This is a genomic window from Virgibacillus subterraneus (genome assembly GCF_900110695.1).
GTDB lineage: Bacteria > Bacillota > Bacilli > Bacillales > Amphibacillaceae > Lentibacillus > Lentibacillus subterraneus.
On sequence record NZ_FOEH01000001.1, the window covers coordinates 94,260 to 117,241 of the forward strand.

Consider the following 22,982-nt stretch of genomic DNA (forward strand, 5'->3'; position numbering starts at 1 on the left):
GTACTATAACAGATAGAGATTCGAGGTCCTCTAGAATGCCTTTCAGTTGACCGCTATTAATCACCGGCCCGACATTGGTCTTAGCATCATCTGGATCGCCGACTTTAGATTGCTAGAGTTAACTCTAGCGTATCCGAATATCATTTTTAAATGCGTCGTTTAAATTATTTTTAGTAAAATAAAAAATAGAGAATCATCCATATTAGTCCTGACTAATATGGATGATCTTTTTATATCTCTTACAAACTACCCGTTTAGTTAAGCAAAAAACTTTATTTTACATTGTCTGATTATCAATCTCAAAAAATAAGTTGGATATTTTGTTAAGATTTATAATTTCACTTTTTTATTACTATTTTCTCTTTTCAAGTGCTTTAACTAATTCTTCTCCCATGAGTTCAGAAGAGAATGGGTCTCGGCTTGTTACAATTTGATTGTCTGCCCATACAGCATGAGCTTTTTGGTTAAGATCACCTTTATCATAGTTTGCGATTTCTGTCATTTCTTGTTCAAGGCTGAATGGAAGAATATCCAATAACCCTTCTGGTTCGATTTCATCCGGGTAACCCGTTGCTTTCTTACCTGCAATAATACTTTTTCCATCAGGGCGTGTTGTCCAAATCAGTGGGGCTGGCCCATGACATTCCGCAGCGACTATTCCTTCATTATCATAAATCGTATTGATAATACGATGTAAATCCTCATTTTTTGCAAGGTCATACATGGCACCATGACCGCCAATAACTAAAACTACATCATAATCTGCTGGGTTCACATCTGAAAGCTTTTGCGTTTCATCTGCTTTCCCTGATTCATACAGTTCCTTATACGTTCCTTGGGGGTCATATTCCTCACTAATACTTATTTGATCAATGTCAGGTTTTCCCCCAAGAGGTGAAGCTAAATCAACTAGATGACCGGACTTTTCCAGAAGTTCCATCGGTGCAAATAATTCTTCACCCCACCAACCTGTTTGGTAATTATTTTCTTCATCTTTATATCCACTTGATAATACTGCTAACACTTTTGCCATTTTGTATTCCTCCTAAGCTGTTGAACTATCGTCTATCCCACAGGTCTCAAAACCATTAATTTTTACATCAGGACTTATTACTTTCTCTGGTTCAAATTCTTTTAAAGATTCATTTTTTAAATTTCTTTGCCCAATCCCGATTGAGTTTGAAGTTATACGAATAACCCCCTTTTATAAACATTGCTTATTATGCACTAATGAAATTAAAATGATTCATAATAAACTTGTAATAAGATTATTTCGTATTATATACCCCTAACAGTAAATCCGTCTAAAAAAATGCTTACACTATCAAACAACTACTTAAATTTATAAAACTTCTGAAAAGAATATAACGGAGTGTTTATATTAGAAGGAAACTTATATCCTGTTTACCAGAGTGGTGGATTGCTCTGAAAGTCATTTCATTTTGGCATACCACTTTATGCTTATGATCCAGGAATAATTCGATTTGACTTAATTTGAAAGCAAGTGATGGGCAAGCGATAAGCCAAGTTATCTAAGTTATCCCCAAATTCCTGTGGATATCCTGTGTATATGTTGTTGATTTTAGGTGATTAGGGTAATTATTTGTTAAACTGAGGGTAAACCATCGAATTATTTATAAGGAGGAGAGCAATGGAACGGTTAAGTGAAGAGCAAATTACAAAGGAATTGGCAAATTTGCCTGATTGGAAACGACTTGATGATAAGTGGATTGAACGCAAATATCGCTTCAAAGACTTTCTAAATGGAGTACGGTTTGTTGATCAAATAGCAGAGTACGCAGAACAAAAACAGCATCACCCTTTTATATCAATTGATTATAAAGTTGTCACAGTAAAAATTTCATCGTGGCAAATGAAGGGATTAACGGATTTGGATTTCGAGATGGTTAATCACTTTGACAAACTTTATGATAAGACAGATAAATAAATTAACAAAACATTTTGTCGATATTTCCCGGGAAATGACGAACCCCCTTTAGCTTTGGCTAGAGGGGTATTATAATAGGGGCTAGGTTAATCCTATCATTTCAACAAAATCATTAATTTCCCCATAAAAACGCTCGACACCATGGACATAGTAAAACGTAGATGCGGTTGTTTTGTCTATCATCTCAGCAGAATAAATATAAACACGTTTTTCTAATGCAAGTGCCATTCCAAGCTCTGTATGGCTTCCTTTTCCACCAGGCAGCAAAAGAATGAAGAAGTCACAGTTAAGAACTGCTTCTTTCTCAAGTTCACCAATTGTTCTGAGTGCTTGTTTACTTGTTGCTCGCTGGTTCCTTGTCCAGTCATATGTAAGGTTATAACCCCTAGACTGGAGCTTTTGTGTAACATATTGTACTTGCTCTATATTTGCAAATCCTGAAGCCACGTAGAAATTCATAGGTTACGGCTCTCCCATTCACTCGAAAGCATTCCATAAATAACATGGTCTACATAGTGATCGTATAGCCACTCTGCCTGACGTATTTGTCCTTCTTTCACAAAACCTAACCGTTCAGGAATTGCTCTGCTCTGCTTATTCTCATAAGCAGCACGGATTTCTACGCGGTTCATTTCAAGCGTATGGAATGCATAATCAATCAAGCCACTTGTAGCACGTGTCATAATCCCAAGGCCTTGGTAATTCGCCCCGAGCCAATATCCAATAGAAGCAATGCGGTTTCTCCAATTAAAATTATTAAACCCAGCCACACCAGCAAGTGCCCCCTTGTAAAAAATTCCTGTCGTCATACCCTTTTTCTCATCATAGTTTTTCAAAGTGGAGTTAATAAATTCTTTTGAATCAGCAACTGTTGTTGTATTATCTACCCATGCGAGCCATTCCCGCAACGAATCCCGTGAAGTATCGGTTAATTGGAATAAGGATTCTGCATTATTGCTATCGAGGAATTTCAAGGTAATTTCTTCATCTACTTCATAAATGAACATTTGGATCACTCCTCCTGTAACAGTTTAAAAATTATTTTATCATAAGTAAAAGTGAGTTTCCTCAAAAATTAAAAAAAGGATAAAAAAGAGGCGGGACATAACTAAAACATTCCACTATCAAGACGAATAATAACAGGATAGGATGATTTGAACGTTCATTTTCAATGGTTGGATCTAATACGTAGTTGGTATAAAATGCGACATATACTAGGATGACTGATTATAGTATTTAGTGTGGCTTTCTGACCACGCAGTTTTAATAGTCACTTTCACCGCTCCGGGTACAAAGGCGACATCTGCTCAAGCTTACGCTTTTACAGTGTCTTCCTTAGCCTTGTGCTCACCAAGAGCCTCCGACGCATAGGACGTGGCGTATTTAGTCTGCCTCACTCGCAAAGAACGCTCACTGCGGGGTCTCTTAGGATCGTTGCCTGCTGAAAGCGGAATGTATTTCCGGAGCGGTGTCATTGCACATAGATTACTTTTAAGTGGAGTCGCATTTTAACTCTAATTTGCAACAAAAACAAATCCGAACTAATTCGAATTCTATCTCAAAAATTTTGAATCATAGTCCGGATTTTACTTTAACTAAAACAATTTTGTCCCGGTCTCTTGCTTTTAGTTAATGAAGATAGTTAAGCCCACCACATCTCCCCAACGGACTCTTTTACCATAACAGGCTTCAGATTCTCGACAGCTTTGGTAAACCCTTCATCAATGGACATTAATCCATCTTCATGTTCAATGCTAACGACATAATCATAATCCATAAGACGCAATGTGCTGACCATGTCTGCCCATGTTTTGACATCATGGCCAAAGCCAACTGTTCTGAAATACCAGGCGCGATCACGCATTTCCGAGTAGTCGGTCATATCGGTTAGGCCATTTCGGTTCATGTTTTGCTGGTCGATTATGGTATCTTTTGCATGGAAGTGATGGATCGCATTTTCACGTCCTAGAATTTTAATTGCCTCTACTGGGTCAATCCCCTGCCACCACATGTGGCTCGGATCAAGGTTTGCGCCAATTGCTGGTCCGCATGCTTCCCGTAAACGCAGCATGTTACCTGGTGTATGGACCGAAAATCCACCATGCAGTTCCAAACCGATCTTCACGTTGTGGACTATTGCAAGATCATTTTTATCCTTCCAATATGGAATCAATTTCTGTTCCCATTGCCATTTCAGTACTTCCTGAAAGTCGTGTGGCCATGGGGTAACAGGCCAGTTTGGATACAGTGCTCCTTCATGATCGCCAGGACACCCTGAGAAAGTGTTTACAACTGGAACATCAAGCTTGGAGGCGAGACGTATTGTCTTGTTCAATAACTCATCTGCAGGTTTAGCAATTTTCTTTTGGGGATGAAGTGCATTGCCATGACAGCTTAGTGCACTTATTTCTAATCCATATTCCGTGATCTTCTGTTTAAATTGCTGGAGCTTGGTTTCATCATTTAGTAGTTCATCAACCTTGCAATGTGCATCCCCCGGAAATCCACCGGTACCTAATTCAATTGCTTCAAGTCCTTTTGATGAAACATAACGTAACATATCATCAAAAGTCTGATCAGAAAATAATACTGTAAAAACACCTAATTTCAAAGAAAGGACCTCCTTCAATATAATTATCAGAATATACTGCCTTGTAATCCATTACATTATTAACATATATAATTTATCCTATTAAATCAATAGTTTTATATAAATTAAATTTTTGTATTGACAGATAATTTGATATCGATTACTATAAAAATTGTAAACGATTACAATCAAATAGTAAATTGATATGATGGAAAGTAGGACATAAAAGATGGCAAACATCCAGCAGGTTGCTAAACAAGCAGGAGTTTCCGTAGCAACGGTGTCCAGGGTATTAAATGGGCAAAGTACGGTAACCGCCAAAACAAGAATTAAAGTAGAAGATGCAATTAAAAAATTAAATTATGAACCAAGTTTGCTGGGGAGAAACCTACGAAACTCGGAAAGTCGAATTCTTTTAATTCTAATACCAAAAATTGCAAATCCATTTTATTTGGACATAATTAATGGAATTGAAACTGCAGCACTAAGTCAGAATTACAATATTCTTTTATGTGAAACGGATTCAAATCCTGAGCGGGAGAACATTTACTTTGATCTAGTCAGGAAAAAAATGGCTGATGGAATAATTTCAATGGATCCGGCTGTAAACATTGACACTTTAACAGAACTGGCCGAGCGTCATGCAATTATCCAATGCAGTGAATACTCAGAAGACAGCGGAATACCATATGTAACAATTGATAATGAGGAAGCCGCATATCGTGCAGTAAAACATTTGATTAAAATTGGGCATGAAAATATTGCTTTGATAAATACAGATGAAAAATACTTATACGCACGTCAACGTAAAGCTGGATATAGGAAGGCATTGGAAGAACACAACATACCTGTTAATGAAGACCACATTTATTACACACAGCAATTAGGGTTTGAGTATGGTCAGCAGGCAATGAAGAAAATATTAGGCTCAAAAAACCGACCGACAGCAGTGTTCGCAGTATCAGACTTATTAGCAATTGGGGCATTAAAGGAAATTAACAGCTACGGCCTAAATGTACCAGACGATATAGCAGTTGTAGGGTTTGATAAGATCGATTTTTCCAATATGACAAATCCAACATTAACAACAATCGCACAGCCAATGCACAGGATGGGTACGATAGCTGCGGAGATGCTGATTGATAAGATAAAAGGTGCAGATGTCGAAAGTATTATACTAGACTATGAATTGGTAATTCGTGAATCTACTTCAGGATAAAGCAACTAAGATTAGCGCTCTGTTATTGAATTGAGATTTGATAATAGAGCGCTGGCCTTAGATGTTGATGTAATCGATTACATTTTAAGGGGAGCGTTTCAATAAAAAACTAAGGGGTGAAATTTGTTGAAAAAATTACTAGTTTTGGTTTTGACGTTAGCGACGGTAATTAGTTTAGCAGCATGTGGTGAAGAAGGAAATAGTGAAAGCGGGGATGATAGTCTTACAATTGGGATTTCATTACCATCAGCAACACATGGTTGGATGGGAGCGCTAATTGATAACGCAGAAAATCAGGCAAAAGAAATCAAAGATAGTGAAGGCATTGATTATGTAATGACAAATGCAGCTGATCCAAATAAGCAGGCAAATGATGTTGATGATTTAATCTCACAAGGCGTTGATGTTATCGTTATGCTTCCAATCGAGTCAGCAGCACTGTCACCAGTAGGGCAGAAAGTAAAAGATGCTGGAATTCCATTAGTAATTGTTGACCGTGAACTTGAAAACGATGCAGCAACGGTTGTTGTTAAAGGTGACAACGAAGGAATCGGTGTAAACGCAGGTAAATATTTCATTGAGAAGTTAAATGGTGAAGGTAAGGTTGTTGAAATAACAGGTCCTCCAAGCTCAGTAACAGAGCAGCGTGGTGCAGGATTCCAGGAAGCAATGGAAGGTGCAGAAGGAATTGAAGTAGTCGCTTCACAAAGTGGTGAGTTCTCAACTGAAACATCATTAGAGGTTATGTCAAATATTCTCCAGGCTCAGCCGGAAATTGATGCTGTATTCACGCAGGATGATGGAATGGCTCTTGGTGTCGTTCAGGCAATTAAGGAAGCAGGACGTGAAGATATACAATTCGTAACTGGTGCAGGTGGAGCTAAAGGAGTATTCGAAAGTATTCGAGATGACGGTTTAATTTCGGCAACATTCCTTTATTCACCAACAATGGTTAGAGATGGTGTAAAAATTGCAGCAGATCTAGCACAAGGCGAAGATCCAGAAGAAACAATGGTGGTTAAAGAAGCAACTAAGGTTGTAAAAGATAATGTTGAAGAGTATTACAATCCAGATTCAAAATTCTAATAAAATATCAGGAAATACAGCATGTGTGAAAACCACTACTGTATTTCCTCTTTTCCTATAAAAGGAGAGTATAATACATGTCTACAAATCCTTTCATGGCCATGAAGAACATCAAAAAATCATTTAATAACGTTCCTGTTTTAAAGGATGTTTCGCTGACAGTAGAGCACGGAGAAATACATGCGTTACTAGGAGAAAACGGTGCCGGGAAATCAACCTTAATGAACATATTAGGTGGGGTTCATCAACCTGATAATGGTACTATCTATGTAAATGGGAAGAACGCTAAAATGACCAATCCTAGAGTTTCACAACAGCATGGGATTAGTTTTATTCACCAGGAACTGAATGTTGTATCAGATCTGCGAGTTTATGAAAATATGTTTTTAGGCTCAGAACTTTGCAATAAGATGGGTTTTGTAAAAGTAGAAGAAATGTGTAAACAATCAAGTGAAGTACTTGCTGAGTTAGGTGTTGAAATAAATCCTAAAGAGTATGTACGAAATCTAGATACCTCGTATAAACAATTAATAGAAATTTCAAAGGCTCTACTACATAATTCCACACTTATTATTATGGATGAACCGACATCCGCATTAGCAGAACATGAAGTGGATCGGTTGTTTGAACTAATGAAGAACCTGAAAAAGTCAGGTGTTTCAATTATTTATATTTCCCACAAATTGAAAGAAATAAAAGAAGTCTGTGATCGCTATACAGTACTTCGTGACGGGGAATTGGTTGGCGGTGGCAGTATGGAAAATGAGAACTTAGATACAATCACCAACCTGATGGTAGGGAAATCAGTATCTGAGGACCGGTTTGTACAAGAGCATGAATTTGGACCGGCAGCGTTAGAAGTGAACAACTTAACAGATAAAGAATTCTTTAATGATATTAATTTTACCGTCCATAAAGGCGAAATTGCCGGTTTTACAGGATTAGCTGGTGACGGCAGAACAGAGCTGTTTGAAAGTCTGTTTGGCTATCGAAAAAAATACACCGGTGAAATAAAGATAAACGGTCAAGTGGTAAATATAAGTCATCCCAAACATGCATTAAAAGCTGGATTAGGCCTTGTCCCGAAAGATCGAAAGGAAAATGCAATTATTAAAGATTTAAGTGTAGTTCATAACATGAGCTTATCCTCTATGGCGCATTTTGAAAAAACAGGCTTTATCCAGGAGAAAGTGGAGAAGAGTAAGTTTCAGTATTATAAAGAGAAATTAAATATTAAGGTAGCTAATCCAGGAGTAACCATTGATAAGTTAAGTGGTGGTAACCAGCAAAAAGTTGTTATTGCCAAATGGCTTGAAGTAAATACGGATATTATTATTTTCGATAATCCTACACAAGGGATTGATGTAGGGGCGAAACGTGAGATTTATCAACATATTATTGAATTAGCTGAACAAGGAAAGGGCGTAATTATTTTATCTTCTGAGGCACCTGAATTATTAAAGATTTGCCATAATATTCATGTCATGTATCAGGGTGAAATAACTGCTGAGTTTAAAGGGGAAAATGCAACAGAAGACGGTATTATGAGTTATGCAACTGGCTCGAAAAGGGAGGTCGTAACAATTGGCTAATACAGAACGGAAAGAGACCAATCATCAAACAAGCAAATCGAATAATCCAAGCCGGCTTTCCTGGTTATGGTCAGAGTACAGTGTCATTATTGCATTCCTGATTATATTTATAGCTGCATCGATAATGAGCCCAAGGTTTTTAGACATCAATAATCAGCTAAATATATTAATGCATGTTTCGATTATCGGTATTATTGCATTAGGGATGACCGTTGTTATGTTATCCGGAGGTATTGATTTATCAGTTGGTTCTGTACTGGCACTTGTTGGTGTGATTACGGTAATAGCACTAAATGCTTCAGGCAGTATTTTTGTGGCAGTATTGACTGCCTTTATAGTTGGTTCATTCGCAGGACTGCTCAATGGGTTAATGGTCGCCAAGGGAAAAATTGCATCGTTCATTGCCACGCTTGGGATGATGGCGGCAGCTCGTTCCATCGCATTATATATTGCCGACGGTGGAAGTATGTCTGGGGAAGTATCTGGATTTACGGCTATTGCGAATTCCGATTTATGGATGATTGATTATCCGATTATTATATTCCTCATTATGACCGCTTGTGTATATATTTTAATGCATAAAACACGGTTTGGACGATATGTATATGCTATTGGAAGTAATGAGAAAGCAGCTGTTTTATCAGCAATTCGTGTTAATCGTGTGAAGCTTGGCGTCTACAGTTTAGCAGGTTTACTTGTCAGTGTGGCAGCAATAATTGAAACATCACGTCTGAATTCAATTTCTTCATCAAGCTCCGGCATGCTCTATGAATTGGATGCTATTGCAGCAGTTATCATTGGCGGTACTCGAATGACCGGAGGCAAGGGAAAAATCATTGGAACATTCTTTGGTGTGCTGATTCTGGGCATTCTCAATAATACGATGAACTTGATGAATGTTTCTCCACACCTTCAAGGATTGGTAAAAGGTTTAATTATAATTATAGCAGTAGTATTTCAAAAGAGAGAATAGGAGGCGGTCATTTGAATATAAAAGCAGGTATTATCGGATGTGGTTCAATCGCTAAGTTTCGTCATGCACCAGAGTATAAGGAAAATCCATATGTAAGTGAAATTGTTTTTTATGATAGAAACTCGGAGCGGTCAGCGGAATTAGCGGAGCTGTTTGACGGAAGCGTTGCAACGACCGTTGATGAATTGTTAGCAGATCCCTCAGTACAGGTTATTAGTGACTGTTCTTCAAATGAAAATCATCACTTGTTTTCAACCAAAGCATTGCTTAGTGGGAAGCATGTCCTATGTGAGAAGCCTATCTCCCTTACAATCGAACATGCAAATGAAGTGGTCGAGGCGCAAAGGAAATCCGGGAAAAAGTTAATGGTGGATCACAATCAGCGATTTACCCGCGCTCACCAAAAAGCCAAGGAAATACTTAACAATGGTGAACTTGGTAAAATTCTCACATTTAGAACTACTTTTGGGCATCAGGGCCCAGAGCATTGGGGTGTGAACAAAACAAACTCAACATGGTTCTTCAAAAAAGACCGCTCAGGATTCGGTGTTGCGGGTGACTTAGGTATTCACAAGCTAGACCTGATCCATTACTTATTGGACGATGAAATCGAACAAGTAAGTGCTTTTCAAGGAGCTCTTGATAAAGTTGACGAAAACGGTGAACCAATTGAAGTTTGTGACAACATCGTTTCCAATTTGAAAACAAAACAAGGCCGACTTGGTACAGCAGCCTTTTCCTGGACTTATTACGGTGAGGAAGACAATAGCACAATTATCTATTGTGAAAAAGGAATTATGAAAATTTATCACGATCCTGAGTATCAGATTGAAGTGATTACCAAAGATGGTGAACAGGTAAATTATCAGCTTGAGGCCATCCAAACGAATGATAACCAGACAAATACTGGTGTCATCAACGCATTTATCAACTGTGTCCGCCTTGATGAAGAGCCACTTGTAACTGGCCAGGATGCACTGTCATCACTCAAAGTGGTCCTCGGTATACTGGAAGCCGCAGAGACGAATAGTGTTGTAAAAATTTAAGCGCACAGTTTAATATTTAATAATCTAGTAGTACCCCCTTCCTGATAATATCTAGGAAGGGGTTTTTTATTAGCTAGTTTTCTACCATTGAAATAGTTAATTAAAACCGGATATTATGGACTATATTTTTGCCGGACATAGGTGAATGGAATGATTTTGTCGAAAATAGGGTTAAATTAAGATGATATTTTAGTATAATTGAAAATATTCAAATAAATCTAAAAGGATGTGAACAGTTTATGATCACAAAGGGGTATGTTAAGCAGTTATTTCTGTTTTTCCTTCTGGCAATGGTTGTTGTTATACTATTTGCCAGTCAGGAGAAACCCTTTGTAACAGCATCTGAAGATACGGCAGAAACAGTAAATGAGAATGATCAGTTAGCGGACAAGCTTGACGAAATTCTCCGTCATGAAAGTCTGGAAGGAACGAGTACAAGTGTCAGTGTTCGGGAAGCTAATACTAGTGAACAACTCTATGCGCGTTCTGGTGATGAACGCCTTCATCCGGCATCTAATATGAAGCTGCTGACAGGTGCAGCAGCTATGGAGACATTGGGGCCAGATTATCAATTTACCACAGAGGTACTGACGGACGGTAATATCAGAGGGAATGCCCTTCATGGGAATTTATATCTGAAAGGAAAAGGTGATCCGACACTGATGAAAGGTGATCTGGATCAGTTTGCAAATGAATTAAAAGATCAAGGCGTCAGTGTCATTCAGGGCGATTTAATGGGTGATGATAGCTGGTATGATGATATCCGCCTGTCACTGGACCTAAACTGGTCTGACGAGCCTTATTATACGGGGGCACAGGTTTCAGCGCTATCCTTGTCCCCAAATGAAGATTATGATGCGGGAACGGTTATTGTTAAGGTTTATCCAGCTGATGAACCTGGCGGCGAGCCTGACGTCAGTGTTACGCCTGCAACCGACTATGTCACGATTGTCAATGAGGCCAAAACAGTCCCAGCAGGCGAAAACAAGGACATTTCTATTGAACGGCAGCACGGAACAAATGATATTTTAATTGAGGGAACCATTCCTGTTGACGGGACACGCTCCAGGTCCTGGGTTTCTGTTTGGGAGCCGACAGGATATGCGCTTGATGTATTTAAAAAGTCACTTGAGGAAAATGGCATTAAACTGACAGGAAATTCGGATGTGACAAGAGGTGTAGCACCTGAGGATGCAACTGTACTTGCTTCAAGGAAATCGATGACTCTGGAAGAGCTCTTTATTCCGTTCATGAAATTGAGCAACAACGGCCACGGTGAAATTCTAGCAAAAGAAATGGGGAAAGTGGTACATGGCGAAGGAAGCTGGGATAAAGGAATCGATGTCATTGAAGATGTGGCAGCTGACCTTGGCGTAAACCGTGATACAATCCTTTTGCGAGACGGGTCAGGTATGTCCCACAAAAACATGATTCCGAGCAATGAACTTACCAAATTTTTGGCAGCAATTCAGGACAAAAGCTGGTTTTCCGCATTTGAAAACTCCCTGCCGGTTGCTGGTGCACCAGAACGTCTTGTTGGTGGCACACTTAGGTACCGTATGACGTCACCGCCGGCCCAAGGTAATGTTGTAGCCAAAACTGGCTCATTAACTGGTGTGTCAACGCTTTCTGGCTATGTCACGTCACAAGATGGAAAAGAATTGGTATTTTCCATTATGTTAAATAATTATTTAGGCAATGCGGATTCTTCCATTGAGGATTCAATTGCAACAACCTTGGCAGAGCATGATTTCCAGTAATAACGAAAAAGCCTGGGACATAACTAAAGACGAATAATAACAGGATAATATGTTTAGAACGTTCATTTTCTAATACTAATTATTATAAACTGCGAAGTAGACTGAAGGTAACCAATTCGTAGTATTTAGTGTAGTTCTCTAACCACGCAGATGGAATATACTCGCTTTCCGTGGGCTCACCACGAGCCTCCTCGCTCGCATAGAACGCTCCCTGTGGGGTCTCTTTGGCTCGCTGTCCCACAGGAGTCTCGCATATTCCATCTGCTGGTTTAGAGGGTCTAAAATCTTGTTAATATCATCACAACATGTATTTATTTTATTGAATAAGTGAGCAAATACAGCGGAGGAAATACACGTAGACTCCTGCGGGAGGAAAGGCATCGGCGAGACCCACAGTGCGGAGCACGAGGAGGCTCGACAGCCGCCCACGGAAAGCGAAGTGTGTTTTCGGAGCGGCATAATAGCACTCAAACTTTTTAAAAAGTATGTCGCAGTTTATATCTAATCAGCAATAAAAAATAAATCCGAACTAACTCGAATTCTATTTGAAGAATTTTGAATCATAGCTCGGATTTTACTTTTCTAAAAAACTTTTGTCTCAGCCACTTCCATATTTGGGATAGACTGTCAATTCAGCCAAGCCATCATGAAAACCAGCCATCGCAGCGATTACCTCAGTATTTTTAAATTTCCACAAAATTGTCGATATTTTATTGCCACTTCTTTGTCCTGAGAATCGAATATAGTTACACAAAGTATTATTTTTGAAAAAAATAATACAAACAACATTAAATGCCGTATGACCAAAAAAAAGACTGTAAATTGCTTGGTAACTCCTAGTGTCGTTGTTGTACGGAAGCACTTTAGCGGACATGAGGGACCTTATTTTATGGGAAACAAGCAATATTAAGGTTTAAGCGGACACCAGATACCTTATTTGCTAAAATTAGCCCTATATCACTTGGATATATGTTAAATAAGTGCTCCTGTGTCCGCTAAATATCTGAAAGAATGGCGTTTAGTTTATCAACAGCTATTAGAATGAAAAACAGCTTTTAGAAAAACCATGCCTTTCTTCACTGTGAATTTAATCGTGAAAGTTAGTAGTCATAGGTAAGACCTAGAATCATCAAGTGTCCCCTAATCTAACCAGCAGACTTTTAATAGCCTACCTCAACGGCAGCATTTACGATATACATTAAATCATTGTCATCCTGTTTATCTTCGAGAATAATTCCACTCGAAGTAGCCATTCCACCGTCTGTAACATCGACGGTCACCGTACCATATGGAATGATATCTTTTACTTCTTCAATGTCTAAGTTATCACGGTCGAGTGGAACAGCCAGGCGAACATTTACTTTCATATTTTCAATCCGCTGACCAGGAAGGCTTTTCGCAATCCCTGGCATTGAGTTTCCATATATTGCATCTTCAACTGCGCGAACCGAAGCTTTTGTGACATTTTGACCATGCACATCTATTCCGGTGCCAGTTTGAATAAAAAGAATTTGTTCCATGCTGGATCACTCCTTGTCGAGTTGTTTATAGATAGAATTCCCGATTAAAAAATCACATAAACACAAACGCTTCATATTTAGCCAAATTAGTTGTACGAAGTGGATAAAAAGTAAAGCATATACCAAAGAAGCATTGTGATGTGGTTATCCTGTACGTGGAAGATAAGAACTATCATACAGCGGAATAATTTTAAAAATTAGGAGGGAGGCCCCTTTTATTTGAAATTCTAGCAAATAATTGTAGCATAGTAGATGTAGTGGTATTTATAAAAGTTACCTGATAGGAGGATTATAGATGAGTACAATGGATGAAGTTGTTGATGGTTGGCTGAAACATAGGCTAGTAGTGCAAGAATTGCTGGAATTAGTGGATGACGAACAAGTTCAGTTCAAACCTTGGGATAACGCGAAATCATTAGGTGATTTGGCGGTTCATATAGCAACATCGATGGACATGTTTGTTAAAACGGTGAAAAACGGAAAGTTCACTCCTCCACAAGAGGAATCAAATTATGAGACAATGCGTGATGTACGCGAGATTCTCAAGAAATATACGGAAACAACCAAGCAGGATCTAAAATCTCTTTCCAAATCACAACTAACAGATGAAGTTGAGTTCAACAAAGATATTGCACCAGGAAGTTTCTGGCTTTCTAATGCAATTGATCACGAGATACACCATAAAGGTCAATTATTTACATACGCTCGCATGGCGGGGGTTGAAGCAGTACCATTTTTCATGAAGCATCCTTCAGAATTAAAATAAGTGGTTTGTTAGAAAACATTCGCCAAGCCTTAATGGCGAGTGCCTTAGTTGCACTTATGCAGTAAGAAAGTATTTATACTTTTTTAACTGCTAAACTAAGAAGAGGCTGACATTAATGTCAGCCTCTTCCTAGTTGATTTTATTAGGTAATACCATGTGCCACCATAGCATCAGCCACTTTGAGGAATCCAGCAATATTTGCACCTGCCACCAAATTGCCAGGTGTTCCAAACTCCTCTGCAGCTTGAATGCTTTTCCGGTAGTTATCTCTCATGATTTCTTTTAATTTTATATCGACTTCTTCAAATGACCATGATAGTTTCCCGCTATTTTGTGCCATTTCTAAAGCAGAAACAGCCACGCCTCCAGCGTTGGCAGCTTTTGACGGCGCAAAGATAATATCGTTGTCCAGAAATACATTGATAGCCTCCAATGTAGACGGCATGTTCGCACCTTCACCGACGACACTAACTCCATTCGCTACTAGCATTCTTGCAGTTTCTTCATCAATTTCATTTTGTGTCGCACATGGCAAAGCAATGTCACATGGGATTGACCAGATATCCTTGCAATCATCGGAATACAGAGCATGAGGTTGTTCTTTCACATATTCACTGATTCGTTCTAACCCATCTTCCTTCAGTCTTTTTATCGTCTCAAGATTTATTCCATTTTTATCAAAAATAAAGCCATCAGAATCACTGCAAGCCACAACTTTTGCGCCCAATTCTACAGCCTTTTCAATCGCGTAGATGGAGACATTGCCTGAGCCTGATACAACTACAGTTTTTCCGTTGAAGTCAAGTTCTTTGTCCTTCATCATTTCCTGAACAAAATACACAGTGCCATAGCCAGTAGCTTCACGACGTGCTAGACTTCCGCCGTATTCAAGTCCTTTACCTGTCAATACGCCTGCTTCAAAGCCGCCGCTTAATTTTTTAAACTGCCCAAACATGAAGCCAATTTCTCTGGAACCGACTCCAATATCGCCTGCTGGCACATCGATGTTCGGCCCGATATATCGGTGTAATTCGGAAGTGAAGCTTTGTGTAAATCGCATTATTTCCATCTCTGATTTACCCTTAGGGTCAAAGTCAGATCCGCCTTTTCCGCCTCCAATTGGCTGTCCTGTCAGTGAGTTTTTGAAAATTTGTTCAAACCCTAAAAATTTAACAATGCTGGTGTTCACAGAAGGGTGAAAACGTACACCGCCTTTATATGGCCCGAGTGCACTGTTGAATTGAACACGAAATCCACGATTCACCTGTACAGTGCCGAGGTCATCCACCCATGGCACCCTAAATGTTATAACTCTTTCCGGTTCGACAATTCTTTCTAGTATGCCGTAATTAATATATTTAGGATATTTATCAAATACGGGAATTAGAGAGTCGAATATCTCCTTTACTGCTTGAAGAAATTCGTATTCGTTGGGGTTACGTTTTTCAACTGTATTATATACTTTATTCACATAATCTTTGGCAATTTGATCTTCCTTTTTTAAAACATCTTGCACTGTATCCATGCAGCTCCTCCTTTAGTACTTCAATGTCATAGTTAGGTAATGGTAACAAGGAAAAAGATCTGAGGTTTACTATATGTTCAAATCCTTAATAGACATGGGATATTCTCCGAAAGTGACTCTATTATTACTATGTAAACGAAAATGGAGTCATTTCGATGAAACTACTATTATACACTAATAATCTAAAGAGTGCAAAAATTGATAATCCATAATTACGCTTATCTTAAACTTTTAATTTAACTAAACTTTCATCTATACTTAAGTTACAGATTTTGATCTTGAAGGAGGAATCAAATGGATAATACGATACAGACTTATTTTGAAAATTTACAATCCGGTGATAAGAACTTACAATATGAGGCTTTTAACAATATTCTTGACGCTACCAAAGTTGAAGTGGACTGGGCATACGAGGTTTGGGATCAATTGGTGGTTGATTTAACGAATTCTGATAATCATGAAAGAGCCAGAGCTGCACAGTTTTTATGCAGTTTGGCAAAAAGTGACCCCGAAAAGAGGATATTACATGAATTTTCAGCAGTATGGGAAGTAACAAAAGATAAAAAATTTGTTACAGCCAGACATAGTCTGCAATCAATGTGGAAGGTAGGTCTTGCAGGTACTGAGCAAAAAGAGATGGTTATCAAGCACCTCGTTAATCGTTTTAATAATTGCCCTTCCGAAAAAAACTACACATTAATTCGCTTCGATATTATTAAAAACCTTAGTAATTTGTATGAAGTATTGAATGAAGCAGAGATAAAGAACACAGCACTAAATTTAATTGAAAAAGAAGAAGACAAGAAGTACAGGAAAAAGTATTCCTCTGTATTTCAGGATTAATGATTTAATTTTCTAACTATTGATATTATAATGAAAATATAGGAAAATAGTAAAAATATATTTAATAATTCATAGTATAAGAGAAATTAGGAGGTAAACAAAATGCTTATAAAAAATGATTATGTAAGTAAACATGATGTTAAATTTGTTAAAGAAAATGACAGTATGGAATATGCATTAAATAAACTGGAGGAAACCGGTTATCGCTGTATTCCAGTATTGGATGAATCAGAGTCTAAATACGTCGGTAATATTTACAAAGTTGATTTACTTGAATATGAAAGAGAACATTCCCTCGATGGAGCCTTGAAGGAGCTTGTTTCTGATCAGGATGGCTATGTAAAAGAAGATGATCAATTCTTTAAGGTATTTTCTTCGATTAAGCGTCTTCCTTTTCTTGCAATCATTGATGATTCAGAAGAATTTATTGGGATATTAACAAACGGAAATGTCATTCAGGTGCTGGAGAATGCTTGGGGAGCAAACATTGGAAGCTATTCCCTAACAATTGGAACGCTTGAATACGCCGGGGTCCTAAGAAAGATGCTTAAAATTGTTAATAAATACTGTAATGTACAGAGTGTTATTTCGCTGAATAATGGCTCTAAATATGTTAGAAGGGTATGTATTGTTCTTCCTGAAGAAGCCAACGAACAAATGGTAAACAGCATTAAAAAAGATATGGACAAAAATAATTTCACTGTAACAGACGTAGAAAAATTGAATTAATTGCAGTTAGATATAAACTGACATAATGCAGAAAAATGCTAGAGTGCTATGACACCACTTCGGAAATACACTACGCTTTTCAGGTGAATCGCGCCGAGCTTTCCTGCAGGGAGTCTCCGTGTATTTCCTTCGCTAACATGGCGGTTTATTGGAGCATAGGGCAGTCGACACCTGCGGGTCACCGGCTTAAACCGGTCATGTCCTGTGACCAACGCCGGTACTAGAACGTCCTGTTCGTCGAAGCAACAGCTGAAGATCCCACAGGAAGCGGTTTATGCTTCCGAGGAAGCTGAAGCGTGCGATTGTCCGAAGCGGAAATAAACATTGCTCAGTGTCGCAGTTCACACCTTTTTGTCAACAATCTTTTAAATAAAATAAGAGAATAATGTAGACATTTCTCTTTAACATGGTAAAATTTAATAGAGTACATTAAAGGGGATATTTTCTATGAAACTATGGTTCAGAAAAATTTCAGTTATCCTTATCGCAATTATGACCTTAGGGATTTATGTCCCGCAAATTTCTCTGGATAGAGAAGCAGAGGAAAATAGTGAGGCTATTTCACCGAAGTCGGATATTGATGAATCCGTTTCAGTTGCTTTACCTGAGGTTATTAATCAAACGGAAACTGATCAAATTCCCGATGAAGAAATCTTTATTAATGAAATAACCAAAAAAGCCAAAGAACAGACATTCACCAAAATGGGGCCTAAGATTGTAACACATGTAGAAGACGATTTCATGACTGCTATTTTGCCTAAAATTGAGGAATCCCTTAATATGATTTTAGCAGAAGCAGGAGAAGACGAAGTCCCTTTTTACAACATTACTGAGCGGCCATCACAGGGTCTGGGTGAAAAGATTTTTAATATATATGATAATCGAACAAAAAAAGATATTGCACGATTCCATGTTCGGCGTGACAACCGGCCGTTAGAAGGATACTGGTTTAACTTCCATTATCATTTAAATAGTGATGGTTTTGAAAACCACCACGAAATTGGTGAGATTTATTGGGATAAAAACAGTCCGCCTAAATGGATGACATAATGATGGAAAGCCTGGTTTTCACGCCAGGCTTTTGTTTGTCTAAGATATCATTATATAATGGATAAAGTGATTAATGAAGTTATAAAAGGAAGGTAGTTTATGTCTGAAGAGAACATTACCAGGATAAATATAGATGATAAAGAATTAATTCTTATTGGAACTGCGCACGTGTCAAAGCATAGTGCAGAACAGGTAAAAGAAGTTATCGAAGCAGAAAAACCTGATTCTGTTTGTATTGAACTGGATGAACAACGATATAAATCAATTGTTGATGGTAACAAGTGGAAGGATATGGATATATTTAAAGTTATTAAAGAAAAGAAAGCAACTCTGCTTTTAATGAACCTTGCCATATCATCCTTTCAAAAACGCATGGCAAAGCAGTTTGGTATTAATGCAGGACAGGAAATGATTCAAGGGATTGAATCAGCAAAGGAGCATGATGCTGGCCTCGTACTTGCAGATCGGAATATCCAAACTACCTTTTCACGTATTTGGAGTGGTATCGGACTAAAGGGTAAGGCTATGCTTCTCATGCAGGTTATTGGCAGTATTTTTACGAAAGAAACAATATCTGAAGAAGAACTGGAAAAAATGAAGTCACAGGACATGCTAAATTCAATGCTGCAGGAGTTTACCGATAGCTTCCCTAAATTAAAGAAGCCTTTAATTGATGAGCGTGACCAGTATTTATCCCAGAAAATTAAAGAGGCACCAGGTACGAAGGTTGTTGCTGTATTGGGGGCGGCACATGTTCCCGGGATTAAACAAGAAATAAATAATGAACACGATTTGGAACGGTTGGATGAGGTACCTCCTAAATCTAAGATTCCTAAAATTATCGGCTGGTCAATCCCAATCCTCATTCTGACAGTTATTGCATATACATTTTATGCAAATCCTTCTGCAGGTATCCAGCAAACGATAAGCTGGGTATTATGGAACGGATCTGTTTCAGCGATTGGAGCCGCAGTTGCCTTAGCACATCCGCTTGCAATTCTTACTGCTTTTGTAGTGGCCCCATTAACCTCACTAAATCCATTAATCGCCGCTGGCTGGTTTGCGGGAATTGTTCAAGCTTATATTCGCAAACCAAATGTAGCTGATTTTGAAGCTATTTCAGAGGATGTGTTTAGTGTGAAGGGTTTTTGGCATAATAAAGTAAGTCGTATTTTGCTTGTCGTTGTGTTGGCAAATCTGGGAAGTTCTTTGGGAACATTTATTGGTGGAGCCGATGTGATCCGTTTATTCATAGAAAACTTGTAGCGTAGTAAGAAAGCTGGAGGGTGTACATGTATTTAATTGCCGAGCAGCCGTATTTTAAGGTTCAACGGGAAGTAAGCAGTATCGAACAAAGAGATGTTGAGTATGAACGTACCATCTATATGTATAATGAAAAAATTGTAACACAGCATCGTGAGTTTTCGATTGAAAATGTACTTGATATGTCTTATCGGGTTATTGGCAAGGAAGGCGGTCTATTGTATTTACATACAAATAAGGGTGTCTATTCATATACAGTAAAATCATCTCCGCAACAATTTATTAATGCTTTTAAAGAGCATGTGAAATAGTACTAAGTAACAACGTCAGGACAATTCCTAATTCCAATTGTATCTGGCGTTTTTATATTGCATTTCTTTCCTTAATCATTTATAATTAATTACAATATTCTGAACATACTATCCAGTTAGTAAGTTAATTAGAAGATAAGCAGGAGATGAAGAGATGGATTTTTCGTACTCTGAAAAAGTTATCAATATGCAGAAGAAACTGACAGATTTCATGGAGGAGCATGTTTATCCAAACGAAAAAGTCTACGATGAGCAATTGAATCAGCAGGAAAGTCGTTGGACAGCTGTTCCGCCAATTATGGAAACGTTAAAGCAAAAGGCCAAGACACAAGGGCTTTGGAATTTATTTTTGCCAGAAAGTGAGTATGGAGGCGGATTAACAAATCAGGAATATGCACCACTTTGTGAAATTATGGGACGCTCGATGATTGGTCCTGAGGTGTTTAATTGTAACGCTCCAGATACAGGCAATATGGAAGTGTTGCATCGTTACGGGACTAAGGACCAAAAGCAAAAGTGGCTGCTCCCGCTTCTTAATGGAGAGATTCGGTCTTGTTTTTCGATGACAGAGCCTGATGTTGCTTCAAGTGACGCGACAAATATTGAATCGAGCGTTGTCAGAGACGGTGATGAGTATGTAATTAATGGCCGGAAATGGTGGTCGTCTGGAGCTGGTGATCCACGATGTGAGATTGCGATTGTCATGGGCAAAAGCGACCCAGAAGCTGCTCGGCATGAGCAACAGTCGATGATTTTAGTACCACTTGATTCACCAGGGGTAAAAGTGGAGCGAATGCTTCCTGTGTTCGGTTATGATCATGCACCACATGGGCATGCAGAAATTACATATGACAATGTAAGAGTCCCTGCTGAAAATATGATTTGGGGTGAGGGTAAAGGTTTCGCGATTGCACAAGGGAGACTTGGTCCAGGACGCATTCATCACTGTATGCGATTAATTGGTGCTGCAGAACGAGCACTTGAAGATTTATGTAAGCGCGTACAAAACCGAGTTGCTTTTGGCAAAAAATTAGCAGATCAGGGTGTTGTTCAGGAATGGATTGCTGAATCACGAATAGATATTGAACAAGCCCGGTTATTAACGTTAAAGGCAGCCTACATGATGGACACGGTTGGCAACAAGGAAGCTAAAACAGAAATAGCAATGATCAAAGTTGTTGCACCAAATATGGCATTACGGGTGATAGACAGAGCAATTCAGGCGTTTGGTGGTGCAGGTGTGAGCGATGACGTCACGCTTGCTGCGCATTGGGCGAATGCGCGAACACTCCGATTAGCCGACGGACCTGATGAAGTCCACCGCAGGCAGATAGCAAAATTAGAGCTTCGAAAACATTCATAAAATTGGAGGGAATGTAACATGAACGTACTAGAACTATTTAAATTAGAAGGCAAGACGGCAATTGTTACAGGAGGAGGACGAGGCCTTGGAGCGCAAATTGCCCAGGGGTTAGCAGAAGCAGGCGCTAATGTTGTAGTTTGCTCCCGTAAACTTGAAGCATGTCTGGAAAAGAGTGAGGAATTAAAGAAACTAGGTGTTGATTCACTGGCATTCAGCTGTGATGTTACAAACCAGGATGATGTTAAAAAAGTAGTCGATGAAACGAAAGCTCACTTTGGATCCATTGATATTCTTGTGAATAATAGTGGTGCTACATGGGGCGCACCTGTTGTCGATATGCCGATTGAAGCTTGGCAAAAGGTAATGAACGTAAATGTAACGGGGACGTTTTTAATGAGTCAGGAGGTTGGCAAAGTAATGATTGAACAGGAAGGCGGTAAAATCATTAACATCGCTTCGATTGCTGGCTTTGGCGGAACAGATCCAAGATACATGGACACAATCGGCTACAATACGAGTAAAGGGGCAATTATGACGTTCACGAAGGATTTGGCGACTAAATGGGGACAGCATAATATTAACGTAAATGCCATCGCACCAGGGTTTTTCCCAACAAAGATGTCAAAAGGGTTAATTCACACAGGAAAAGATAAAATTTTAGAAGGAACGCCGTTAAATCGCTTGGGAAGTGACGCTGATTTAAAAGGGGCGGCATTATTCCTGGCATCAAAGGCATCTGATTATGTCAGCGGTGATATTCTATCAGTCGATGGCGGTGCACATGCTTTATAAATATATCAAACTAGCGAGGAATATAATATGAAAGAAAAGATAACAACTCAGAGTATTATACTTTTTGAGAAAAAAGGATTCAGTCAAACGTCAATTCAGGATATTGTCGATGTGCTGGAGGTGACCAAAGGGACATTTTATTATTATTTTTCAAGTAAAGAGCAGCTGTTAATGGATATTCACTCTGATTACATTACGAATCTATTAGAACGGCAGCAGCTTATTTTGGACAATCAAAATCTTTCACAAAAAGAGAAATTAAGCAGGACAATCCGATTACTGGTAACAGATATAGCTGATAAAGGGCCAAGTGCACGGGTGTTTTTCCGTGAGGTGAGGCATTTGGCTAATGAAAACATTGAAAATATTAAAAAGAAGCGTGATCAGTTTCGTCTGAATATCGAAAAGACGGTTAATGAAGGTGTTCAGCAAGGTGAATTCCGCAAAGGACTACGGACGGATATGATTACGTTTGGGATTTTAGGTATTACAAATTGGAGTTACCAGTGGTATAAGCCAGATGGAGAAATATCGATTAATGAACTGGTTGAAATTTATGTGGATATGATTTTGAAAGGGATTGAGCAATAGGGGGTGAGGTAGGCT

Annotated in this window: 22 protein-coding genes; 16 read left to right on the forward strand and 6 right to left on the reverse strand. The window is 38.7% G+C overall.

Going from position 1 to position 22,982, the window contains the following annotated elements:
- Window positions 1–352: 352 nt before the first annotated feature.
- The gene (locus BMY13_RS00540) at window positions 353–1,033 is read right to left on the reverse strand and encodes a type 1 glutamine amidotransferase domain-containing protein (RefSeq protein ID WP_092501667.1); all 681 of its coding nucleotides are present in this window, start codon (window positions 1,031–1,033) and stop codon (window positions 353–355) included.
- A 618-nt stretch (window positions 1,034–1,651) separates the two neighbouring features.
- Between BMY13_RS00540 and BMY13_RS00545 the strand changes: the two genes are divergently transcribed.
- Entirely contained in the window at window positions 1,652–1,948 is a 297-nt protein-coding gene (locus tag BMY13_RS00545; protein ID WP_092501669.1) for a 4a-hydroxytetrahydrobiopterin dehydratase, read from the forward strand.
- An 81-nt stretch (window positions 1,949–2,029) separates the two neighbouring features.
- On the opposite strand, the gene BMY13_RS00550 is transcribed toward BMY13_RS00545, so the two are convergent.
- The 3 genes from BMY13_RS00550 to BMY13_RS00560 form a co-directional block, all read right to left on the reverse strand.
- On the reverse strand, window positions 2,030–2,407 hold the full coding sequence (locus tag BMY13_RS00550; RefSeq protein ID WP_092501671.1) for a nucleoside 2-deoxyribosyltransferase: 378 nt from the start codon (window positions 2,405–2,407) through the stop codon (window positions 2,030–2,032).
- The gene (locus tag BMY13_RS00555) at window positions 2,404–2,955 is read right to left on the reverse strand and encodes a GNAT family N-acetyltransferase (protein ID WP_092501673.1); all 552 of its coding nucleotides are present in this window, start codon (window positions 2,953–2,955) and stop codon (window positions 2,404–2,406) included. Before BMY13_RS00555 ends, BMY13_RS00550 begins: the two co-directional genes overlap by 4 nt.
- A gap of 635 nt (window positions 2,956–3,590) precedes the next feature.
- Window positions 3,591–4,559 carry a sugar phosphate isomerase/epimerase family protein gene (locus tag BMY13_RS00560; protein ID WP_092501675.1) on the reverse strand — a complete coding sequence of 323 codons (969 nt, stop codon included), beginning with the start codon at window positions 4,557–4,559 and terminating at the stop codon, window positions 3,591–3,593.
- Window positions 4,560–4,767: 208 nt separating this feature from the next.
- Between BMY13_RS00560 and BMY13_RS00565 the strand changes: the two genes are divergently transcribed.
- The 6 genes from BMY13_RS00565 (at window position 4,768) to dacB (ending at window position 12,214) form a co-directional block, all read left to right on the forward strand.
- Entirely contained in the window at window positions 4,768–5,757 is a 990-nt protein-coding gene (locus BMY13_RS00565) for a LacI family DNA-binding transcriptional regulator (protein WP_092501677.1), read from the forward strand.
- Between the two features lie 126 nt (window positions 5,758–5,883).
- A complete protein-coding gene (locus BMY13_RS00570; protein WP_092501679.1) occupies window positions 5,884–6,843 on the forward strand; it encodes a substrate-binding domain-containing protein in 960 nt (319 codons plus the stop codon).
- Between the two features lie 77 nt (window positions 6,844–6,920).
- A complete protein-coding gene (locus BMY13_RS00575) occupies window positions 6,921–8,435 on the forward strand; it encodes a sugar ABC transporter ATP-binding protein (RefSeq protein ID WP_092501681.1) in 1,515 nt (504 codons plus the stop codon).
- On the forward strand, window positions 8,428–9,408 hold the full coding sequence (locus tag BMY13_RS00580) for an ABC transporter permease (protein WP_092501684.1): 981 nt from the start codon (window positions 8,428–8,430) through the stop codon (window positions 9,406–9,408). The genes BMY13_RS00575 and BMY13_RS00580 overlap by 8 nt, the downstream gene beginning before the upstream one ends.
- An 11-nt stretch (window positions 9,409–9,419) precedes the next feature.
- Window positions 9,420–10,454, forward strand: coding sequence for a Gfo/Idh/MocA family protein (locus tag BMY13_RS00585; protein ID WP_092501686.1), 1,035 nt, complete (start codon window positions 9,420–9,422; stop codon window positions 10,452–10,454).
- Between the two features lie 239 nt (window positions 10,455–10,693).
- A complete protein-coding gene (dacB, locus tag BMY13_RS00590) occupies window positions 10,694–12,214 on the forward strand; it encodes a D-alanyl-D-alanine carboxypeptidase/D-alanyl-D-alanine endopeptidase (protein WP_092501689.1) in 1,521 nt (506 codons plus the stop codon).
- Window positions 12,215–13,374: 1,160 nt separating this feature from the next.
- Here the strand turns inward: dacB and BMY13_RS00600 are convergent.
- On the reverse strand, window positions 13,375–13,734 hold the full coding sequence (locus BMY13_RS00600) for a Lin0512 family protein (protein ID WP_092491069.1): 360 nt from the start codon (window positions 13,732–13,734) through the stop codon (window positions 13,375–13,377).
- A 295-nt stretch (window positions 13,735–14,029) separates the two neighbouring features.
- Here BMY13_RS00600 and BMY13_RS00605 point away from each other — a divergent pair, with 295 nt between their 5' ends.
- Window positions 14,030–14,500, forward strand: a complete 471-nt coding sequence (locus BMY13_RS00605) for a DinB family protein (protein ID WP_092501694.1) — start codon at window positions 14,030–14,032, stop codon at window positions 14,498–14,500.
- Window positions 14,501–14,642: 142 nt separating this feature from the next.
- On the opposite strand, the gene gdhA is transcribed toward BMY13_RS00605, so the two are convergent.
- Window positions 14,643–16,025 carry an NADP-specific glutamate dehydrogenase gene (gene gdhA / locus BMY13_RS00610; RefSeq protein ID WP_092501696.1) on the reverse strand — a complete coding sequence of 461 codons (1,383 nt, stop codon included), beginning with the start codon at window positions 16,023–16,025 and terminating at the stop codon, window positions 14,643–14,645.
- Between the two features lie 294 nt (window positions 16,026–16,319).
- On the opposite strand from gdhA, the gene BMY13_RS00615 reads away from it, so the two are divergent.
- From BMY13_RS00615 to BMY13_RS00650, 8 genes are all read left to right on the forward strand, one after another.
- Window positions 16,320–16,868 carry a hypothetical protein gene (locus BMY13_RS00615; protein ID WP_092501699.1) on the forward strand — a complete coding sequence of 183 codons (549 nt, stop codon included), beginning with the start codon at window positions 16,320–16,322 and terminating at the stop codon, window positions 16,866–16,868.
- A 102-nt stretch (window positions 16,869–16,970) separates the two neighbouring features.
- Window positions 16,971–17,597 (forward strand): cyclic di-AMP binding protein CbpA, encoded by a 627-nt coding sequence (cbpA, locus tag BMY13_RS00620; RefSeq protein WP_092501701.1) that lies wholly within the window; start codon window positions 16,971–16,973, stop codon window positions 17,595–17,597.
- 447 nt (window positions 17,598–18,044) lie between these two features.
- The gene (locus tag BMY13_RS00625; RefSeq protein ID WP_092491074.1) at window positions 18,045–18,647 is read left to right on the forward strand and encodes a YpjP family protein; all 603 of its coding nucleotides are present in this window, start codon (window positions 18,045–18,047) and stop codon (window positions 18,645–18,647) included.
- A 99-nt stretch (window positions 18,648–18,746) separates the two neighbouring features.
- Window positions 18,747–19,913, forward strand: coding sequence for a TraB/GumN family protein (locus BMY13_RS00630; protein ID WP_092491075.1), 1,167 nt, complete (start codon window positions 18,747–18,749; stop codon window positions 19,911–19,913).
- A 26-nt stretch (window positions 19,914–19,939) separates the two neighbouring features.
- The gene (locus tag BMY13_RS00635) at window positions 19,940–20,221 is read left to right on the forward strand and encodes a hypothetical protein (protein WP_092491076.1); all 282 of its coding nucleotides are present in this window, start codon (window positions 19,940–19,942) and stop codon (window positions 20,219–20,221) included.
- A gap of 154 nt (window positions 20,222–20,375) precedes the next feature.
- A complete protein-coding gene (locus tag BMY13_RS00640) occupies window positions 20,376–21,584 on the forward strand; it encodes an acyl-CoA dehydrogenase (RefSeq protein ID WP_092491077.1) in 1,209 nt (402 codons plus the stop codon).
- 18 nt (window positions 21,585–21,602) lie between these two features.
- Window positions 21,603–22,376: an SDR family oxidoreductase gene (locus tag BMY13_RS00645; RefSeq protein ID WP_092501704.1), complete on the forward strand. Its 774-nt coding sequence runs from the start codon at window positions 21,603–21,605 to the stop codon at window positions 22,374–22,376.
- Between the two features lie 27 nt (window positions 22,377–22,403).
- Window positions 22,404–22,967, forward strand: coding sequence for a TetR/AcrR family transcriptional regulator (locus BMY13_RS00650; RefSeq protein ID WP_092501706.1), 564 nt, complete (start codon window positions 22,404–22,406; stop codon window positions 22,965–22,967).
- The last annotated feature ends 15 nt before the right edge of the window (window positions 22,968–22,982 follow it).

Bases quoted from the DNA above. Each gene is read 5' to 3' on its own strand.
- BMY13_RS00600 (WP_092491069.1), bottom strand. From the start codon at position 13,734: ATGGAACAAATTCTTTTTATTCAAACTGGCACCGGAATAGATGTGCAT.
- BMY13_RS00540 (WP_092501667.1), bottom strand. From the start codon at position 1,033: ATGGCAAAAGTGTTAGCAGTATTATCAAGTGGATATAAAGATGAAGAA.
- BMY13_RS00640 (WP_092491077.1), top strand. From the start codon at position 20,376: ATGGATTTTTCGTACTCTGAAAAAGTTATCAATATGCAGAAGAAACTG.
- BMY13_RS00555 (WP_092501673.1), bottom strand. From the start codon at position 2,955: ATGTTCATTTATGAAGTAGATGAAGAAATTACCTTGAAATTCCTCGAT.
- BMY13_RS00650 (WP_092501706.1), top strand. From the start codon at position 22,404: ATGAAAGAAAAGATAACAACTCAGAGTATTATACTTTTTGAGAAAAAA.
- BMY13_RS00550 (WP_092501671.1), bottom strand. From the start codon at position 2,407: ATGAATTTCTACGTGGCTTCAGGATTTGCAAATATAGAGCAAGTACAA.
- BMY13_RS00605 (WP_092501694.1), top strand. From the start codon at position 14,030: ATGAGTACAATGGATGAAGTTGTTGATGGTTGGCTGAAACATAGGCTA.
- cbpA (WP_092501701.1), top strand. From the start codon at position 16,971: ATGCTTATAAAAAATGATTATGTAAGTAAACATGATGTTAAATTTGTT.
- BMY13_RS00565 (WP_092501677.1), top strand. From the start codon at position 4,768: ATGGCAAACATCCAGCAGGTTGCTAAACAAGCAGGAGTTTCCGTAGCA.
- BMY13_RS00545 (WP_092501669.1), top strand. From the start codon at position 1,652: ATGGAACGGTTAAGTGAAGAGCAAATTACAAAGGAATTGGCAAATTTG.
- BMY13_RS00615 (WP_092501699.1), top strand. From the start codon at position 16,320: ATGGATAATACGATACAGACTTATTTTGAAAATTTACAATCCGGTGAT.
- dacB (WP_092501689.1), top strand. From the start codon at position 10,694: ATGATCACAAAGGGGTATGTTAAGCAGTTATTTCTGTTTTTCCTTCTG.
- BMY13_RS00625 (WP_092491074.1), top strand. From the start codon at position 18,045: ATGAAACTATGGTTCAGAAAAATTTCAGTTATCCTTATCGCAATTATG.
- BMY13_RS00635 (WP_092491076.1), top strand. From the start codon at position 19,940: ATGTATTTAATTGCCGAGCAGCCGTATTTTAAGGTTCAACGGGAAGTA.
- BMY13_RS00575 (WP_092501681.1), top strand. From the start codon at position 6,921: ATGTCTACAAATCCTTTCATGGCCATGAAGAACATCAAAAAATCATTT.
- gdhA (WP_092501696.1), bottom strand. From the start codon at position 16,025: ATGGATACAGTGCAAGATGTTTTAAAAAAGGAAGATCAAATTGCCAAA.
- BMY13_RS00630 (WP_092491075.1), top strand. From the start codon at position 18,747: ATGTCTGAAGAGAACATTACCAGGATAAATATAGATGATAAAGAATTA.
- BMY13_RS00645 (WP_092501704.1), top strand. From the start codon at position 21,603: ATGAACGTACTAGAACTATTTAAATTAGAAGGCAAGACGGCAATTGTT.